The organism is Aminobacter sp. P4_H6_2, assembly GCF_056400805.1.
Genome location: NZ_JBFUKO010000391.1, coordinates 1 through 5,084 on the forward strand (window position 1 = coordinate 1; position 5,084 = coordinate 5,084).

Below are 5,084 nucleotides of genomic sequence, written 5' to 3' on the forward strand. Positions count from 1 at the left end.
CATCAAGAACGTCACCGTCAACGAGCCGCATTTCCAGGGGCATTTCCCGAGCCATCCGGTCATGCCAGGTGTGCTGATCATCGAGGCGATGGCCCAGACCGCCGGCGCCATCTGCCTGCGCCTGGTGATCGACGAAACCCCCTCGCTGGTCTACCTGATGACCGTTGACGGCGCCAAATTCCGTAAACCGGTCGTTCCTGGCGACCAGTTGCGAATTCACGTCAAAAAGATCAAGAAGCGCGGCAACATCCTGAAATTTGCCTGTCATGCGCGTGTCGATGGCGTCGTCGTAGCCGAAGCCGAGGTCGCGGCGATGATGGTACCCAAGGAATAAGCAAGAACGTCTATGAGCGAAACTTTCATTCATCCCGCCGCCGTCGTTGAAACCGGTGCAAAGCTGGGCGCGGGCGTCCACATCGGACCATTTTGCCATGTCAGCGCCGAAGCCGTCATTGGCGATCGCGTTGAGCTGATCAGCCACGTCTCGGTCATGGCCGCCACGACCTTGGGCGAAGGCTGCAAGGTGTTCCCGATGGCGACCCTTGGCGCAGCACCGCAAAACAACAAGCACAAGGGCGGCCGCACGACGCTGGTGGTTGGCAAGAACTGCACGATCCGCGAAGGCGTAACCATGCATGTCGGCACCGACACCAGTCGTGGCGAGACCACTGTGGGTGATAACGGGCTGTTCTTGGCCTACGCGCACATCGCTCATGACTGCGTGCTCGGCAGCAACGTCACCATGGCCAATCTGGCGACCCTGGGTGGCCATGTCGAGATCGGCAACAATGTGACGCTCGGCGGGCTCTCTGCCGTCCACCAGATGACACGTATCGGTCATCATGCATTTGTCGGCGGCGCAGCGATCGTCGATGGCGACATCATCCCTTACGGCATGGTGATGGGCAACCGCGCCAAACTGCGTGGCCTCAACGTCATCGGCATGAAGCGTTCCGGAGTGCCGCGCGCGGAGATCTTTGCGCTGCGCAAGGCCTACAAGATGATTTTCGATCCCGCCCGCTCCGTGGCCGAGAACATCCCGGCCGTCGAACGCGAGTTCGCCGGATCGGCCATCGTTCGCGACGTTCTCGATTTCATCCAGGCACGCGGCAAACGCCACTTCACGGTTCCGCCGCTCCGCAACGCCGTCTCCGACGACGCCGCCGATGACGAAAGCTGAGGGCGGAAAGAAGATAAACCTTTCCGCGACCGACAAGGTTGCTGTCGTCGCGGGCAGCGGCCGGCTTCCGGTCAATGTCGCCGACAGCCTTGCTCAGGGCGGCCACTCGCCCTTTGTCGTTCGTCTCCAAGGCGAGACCGATCCGGGAACCAGATTGGCTGGCTATGCGGGCGAGACACTTGCGATCGAGCAGTTCCCCTCGCTGCTGCCGCTTCTGAAGCAAAAGGGCATTACGCATGTCGTGCTCGCCGGCGGGGTCAGCCGGCGCCCAAGGTTGCGTTCTATCCGTCCAAGCCTGATGCTGTTTCGCCTGCTGCCACGTGCGCTGACGGCTTTGGCACGCGGAGACGACGGATTGCTGCGCATTCTGGTCAACACGTTCGAGGACTATGGCATCAAGGTCGTCGGCGCCCATCAGATCGTGCCGGAGCTTTTGGCGGTCGAAGGACCAATGGGCGCTCATGCGCCCCAGAAGGGCGATTGGGCCGACCTGAATGCCGGGCTCGAAGCTGCGCGTGTCATCGGTGCACTCGATGTCGGGCAGGCTGCTGTTGCGATCGGCGGTCGCGCGATTGCCCTTGAAGGCATCGAAGGCACCGACCTGTTGCTCGAACGCGTGCGCGAACTGCGCAACAATGGGCGGATCGCAGGGCGCAAACGCGGCGTTCTGGTCAAATGCGCCAAGCCGAAACAGGAACTGCGCGCCGATCTGCCGACAATCGGTCCCTCGACGGTCGACGCTGCGCATGCCGCAGGACTAGCTGGCATCGGCGTCGAAGCCGGGCGCTCGCTTGTGCTTGATTTTGGTGAGCTGATCGACCGTGCGGACACACTCGGCCTGTTTGTCGTCGGCCTGGCTGGCAAGGGAAGCAACACATGAGCTTGCCGCCACTCAAGATTGCCATTGTCGCCGGCGAAGAGTCCGGCGATCTGTTGGGCGCAGATCTGGTGCAGGCGCTGCAGCGCATGAGCGGGCGCGAAGTCAAGCTGGTCGGCACCGGCGGCCGCCATCTGCAGGAACTTGGCCTTTCGCCTTTGTTCGACGCCGGCGAGATCGCGCTGATGGGCCTGACTGCGGTCATTCGCGATCTGCCGCGCCTGATCAGGCGGATTGGTGAGACAGCGCGCTTCGTCGCCAAGGAGAAGCCGGATTGCCTGATCACCATCGACAGCCCTGATTTTTCATTGCGGGTGGCCAAGAAGGTTCGCGCTCTCGACCCAAAAATTCCGATCGTCCACTACATCTGCCCGAGCGTCTGGGCCTGGCGGCCTGGGCGGGCCAAGGCGATGAAGCCGCATGTCGACGAGATCTTGTGCATCTTGCCATTCGAGCCGGCTGAGCTTGCGCGCCTCGGCGGTCCGCATGGCACCTTCGTCGGTCATCGCCTGGCAACAGACCCCGGCATCGCCATTGCCGCGGCGATGCAGGACGGCAAGGGCGCGCTTGCGCCCGATCGTGAAAAGACGCTGCTGCTTTTGCCCGGTTCGCGACGCGGCGAAGTACGCAGCCTGATCGGGCCGTTCGGGGAGACCGTGTCGATCCTGCGCGCCCGCGGCCACCAGATGCGCCTGCTTTTGCCGACCGTCCCGCATGTCGCCGGCCTGGTCGAAGAAGCTGTCGCCGGCTGGCCGCAAAAACCCGAGATCCTCCTTGATCCGCAGCACAAGTGGCGGGCGTTCGGCGAAGCCGACGCGGCCTTGATCGCATCGGGAACCGTGTCGCTGGAACTCGCGCTTGCCCGTGTGCCGATGCTGTCGTCCTACAAGCTCGACACGTTCATGCGCGTGGTTCAAAGCCTGATCACAGTGTGGAGTGCCGCACTGCCCAATCTGATCGCTGACCGTCCCGTCATCCAGGAAAACTACAACCAGTATGTGCGGCCGCAATGGATGGCGCGTTATGTCGAGGGCCTGTTCGAAGACAGCGGCCTTCGGCGCTGGCAAAAGGAAGGCTTTGCCGAAATCGCCCGCCGCCTGGCGACAGAGCGGCCTTCGGGCGAGATTGCCGCCGAAGCGGTCCTCAAACACATCGTAAAATGAAAAACGCCCGCCAAGCAGGAACTTGGCGGGCGTATCTCAAGTCAGTTCGCAGCGCTTAGCGCTTGGCGATCGGCACGTAGTCGCGTTCGGGAGCGCCGGTGTAGAGCTGGCGCGGACGGCCGATCTTCTGGCGCGGATCCTCGATCATTTCTTTCCACTGCGCGATCCAGCCCACGGTACGGGCGAGCGCGAACAGCACGGTGAACATGGTGGTGGGGAAGCCCAGCGCCTTCAGCGTGATGCCCGAATAGAAGTCGATGTTCGGATAGAGCTTCTTTTCGATGAAGTATTCGTCCGTCAGAGCGATGCGCTCGAGCTCCATCGCGACGTCCAGCATCGGATCGTCCTTGATGCCGAGCTCGCCCAGAACCTCATGCGTGGTCTTCTGCATGATCTTGGCGCGCGGATCGTAATTCTTGTAGACGCGGTGGCCGAAGCCCATCAGGCGGAACGGGTCGTTCTTGTCCTTGGCGCGGGCGACGAATTCCGGAATGCGGTCGACATGGCCGATTTCGGACAGCATGTTGAGTGCTGCTTCATTGGCGCCGCCATGTGCCGGGCCCCACAGACAGGCAATGCCGGCCGCGATGCATGCGAACGGGTTGGCGCCCGAAGAGCCGGCGAGACGCACGGTCGAGGTCGAGGCGTTCTGCTCGTGGTCGGCGTGCAGGATGAAGATGCGCTCCATGGCGCGGGCGAGCACCGGATTGACCTTGTACTCCTCGCACGGCACCGCAAAGCACATGTGCAGGAAGTTGGCGGCGAAGTTCAGCTCGTTCTTCGGATAAACGAAGGGCTGGCCGATGTGGTACTTGTAGGCCATCGCCGCGATCGTCGGCATCTTGGCGATCAGGCGGATCGAGGCGACCATGCGCTGGTGCGGGTCGGAGATGTCGGTCGAGTCGTGATAGAAGGCCGAAAGGGCGCCGACCACGCCGCACATCACGGCCATTGGGTGGGCGTCGCGGCGGAAGCCGGTGAAGAAGCGCGACATCTGTTCATGCACCATGGTGTGGCGCGTGACGCGATAGTCGAAGTCGTCCTTCTGGGCCTTGGTCGGCAGTTCGCCGTAGAGCAGCAAATAGCAGACTTCCAGGAAGTCGCCGTGCTCAGCGAGCTGGTCGATGGGGTAGCCGCGATGGAGCAGGATGCCAGCATCGCCGTCGATGAAGGTGATTTCCGATTCGCAGCTCGCCGTCGACGTGAAGCCGGGATCGTAGGTGAAGGCGCCCGTCGTGGCATAGAGCGATGCGATGTCGATCACATCTGGTCCGACCGTGCCGCTGCGAACCTTGAACTCATGGGCTTGGCCGCGGAACTCTAGTTTGGCGGTCGAATCAGTCATCGCATACTCCTTAGTGCTGAGTTGCCGCCTCACGCGGCGCAATCGTCATAAACAAGGCAACCAATAAGGCTCGGAACGCTCGAACACGCTTCCCAGCTTCCCCGCTGCTTTCAAATTGACCTGTTGCCGCAATGTTGCACCGCAACAGCCTCATTTCAATGCAAAACTAGGAAAGCACTACTGACCTAATCGATTTGATCGGAAATGCGGCCCAGACTTTCGTCGCGCCCCAGAACCGCCAACACATCGAACACCCCGGGGGAGGTGCTTTTGCCTGTCAAAGCGGCACGCAAAGGCTGGGCGACCCCGCCCAATTTCACATTTTCGCGACCGGCGAACTCGCGGATCGCAGCCTCGGCGGAGGCGGCGTTCCAGTCCGCGTCAGCCACCGTCGAAAGGGCTGCATGGGCGCCCTTCAGAATGTCCTTGGCCGGACCAGCCAAAAGGCCCGCTGCCTTCTCGTCGACGGCCAGCGGACGCTCGGCAAACAGGAAGCCCGCGCCGTCCGCCAACTCGATC

The 5,084-nt window shown here is 62.2% G+C and carries 5 protein-coding genes and 1 pseudogene; 4 read left to right on the forward strand and 2 right to left on the reverse strand.

The genetic code is table 11. From position 1 onward, the window contains the following. The 4 genes from fabZ to lpxB all read left to right on the forward strand — a co-directional run. Positions 1–334: 3-hydroxyacyl-ACP dehydratase FabZ (fabZ, locus tag AC1DUU_RS22535; protein WP_476785614.1), on the forward strand; the 334-nt coding region annotated here is incomplete at its 5' end. Between the two features lie 12 nt (positions 335–346). Further along, positions 347–1,180, forward strand: coding sequence for an acyl-ACP--UDP-N-acetylglucosamine O-acyltransferase (gene lpxA, locus AC1DUU_RS22540; RefSeq protein WP_476785615.1), 834 nt, complete (start codon positions 347–349; stop codon positions 1,178–1,180). After that, positions 1,167–2,060 (forward strand): LpxI family protein, encoded by an 894-nt coding sequence (locus AC1DUU_RS22545; RefSeq protein ID WP_476785616.1) that lies wholly within the window; start codon positions 1,167–1,169, stop codon positions 2,058–2,060. The genes lpxA and AC1DUU_RS22545 overlap by 14 nt, the downstream gene beginning before the upstream one ends. Continuing rightward, positions 2,057–3,220 (forward strand): lipid-A-disaccharide synthase, encoded by a 1,164-nt coding sequence (gene lpxB, locus AC1DUU_RS22550; RefSeq protein WP_476785617.1) that lies wholly within the window; start codon positions 2,057–2,059, stop codon positions 3,218–3,220. The genes AC1DUU_RS22545 and lpxB overlap by 4 nt, the downstream gene beginning before the upstream one ends. A 55-nt stretch (positions 3,221–3,275) precedes the next feature. Here lpxB and gltA read toward each other — a convergent pair whose 3' ends face one another. Both gltA and AC1DUU_RS22560 read right to left on the reverse strand, forming a co-directional pair. Continuing rightward, positions 3,276–4,565, reverse strand: a complete 1,290-nt coding sequence (gene gltA / locus AC1DUU_RS22555; RefSeq protein ID WP_476785618.1) for a citrate synthase — start codon at positions 4,563–4,565, stop codon at positions 3,276–3,278. Positions 4,566–4,750: 185 nt separating this feature from the next. Next, a pseudogene (locus tag AC1DUU_RS22560) lies at positions 4,751–5,084 on the reverse strand (glutamate--tRNA ligase); the annotation flags it as partial.

Coding starts and splice junctions, on each gene's coding strand:
- gltA (WP_476785618.1), bottom strand. CDS start 4,565: ATGACTGATTCGACCGCCAAACTAGAGTTCCGCGGCCAAGCCCATGAG.
- lpxB (WP_476785617.1), top strand. CDS start 2,057: ATGAGCTTGCCGCCACTCAAGATTGCCATTGTCGCCGGCGAAGAGTCC.
- lpxA (WP_476785615.1), top strand. CDS start 347: ATGAGCGAAACTTTCATTCATCCCGCCGCCGTCGTTGAAACCGGTGCA.
- AC1DUU_RS22545 (WP_476785616.1), top strand. CDS start 1,167: ATGACGAAAGCTGAGGGCGGAAAGAAGATAAACCTTTCCGCGACCGAC.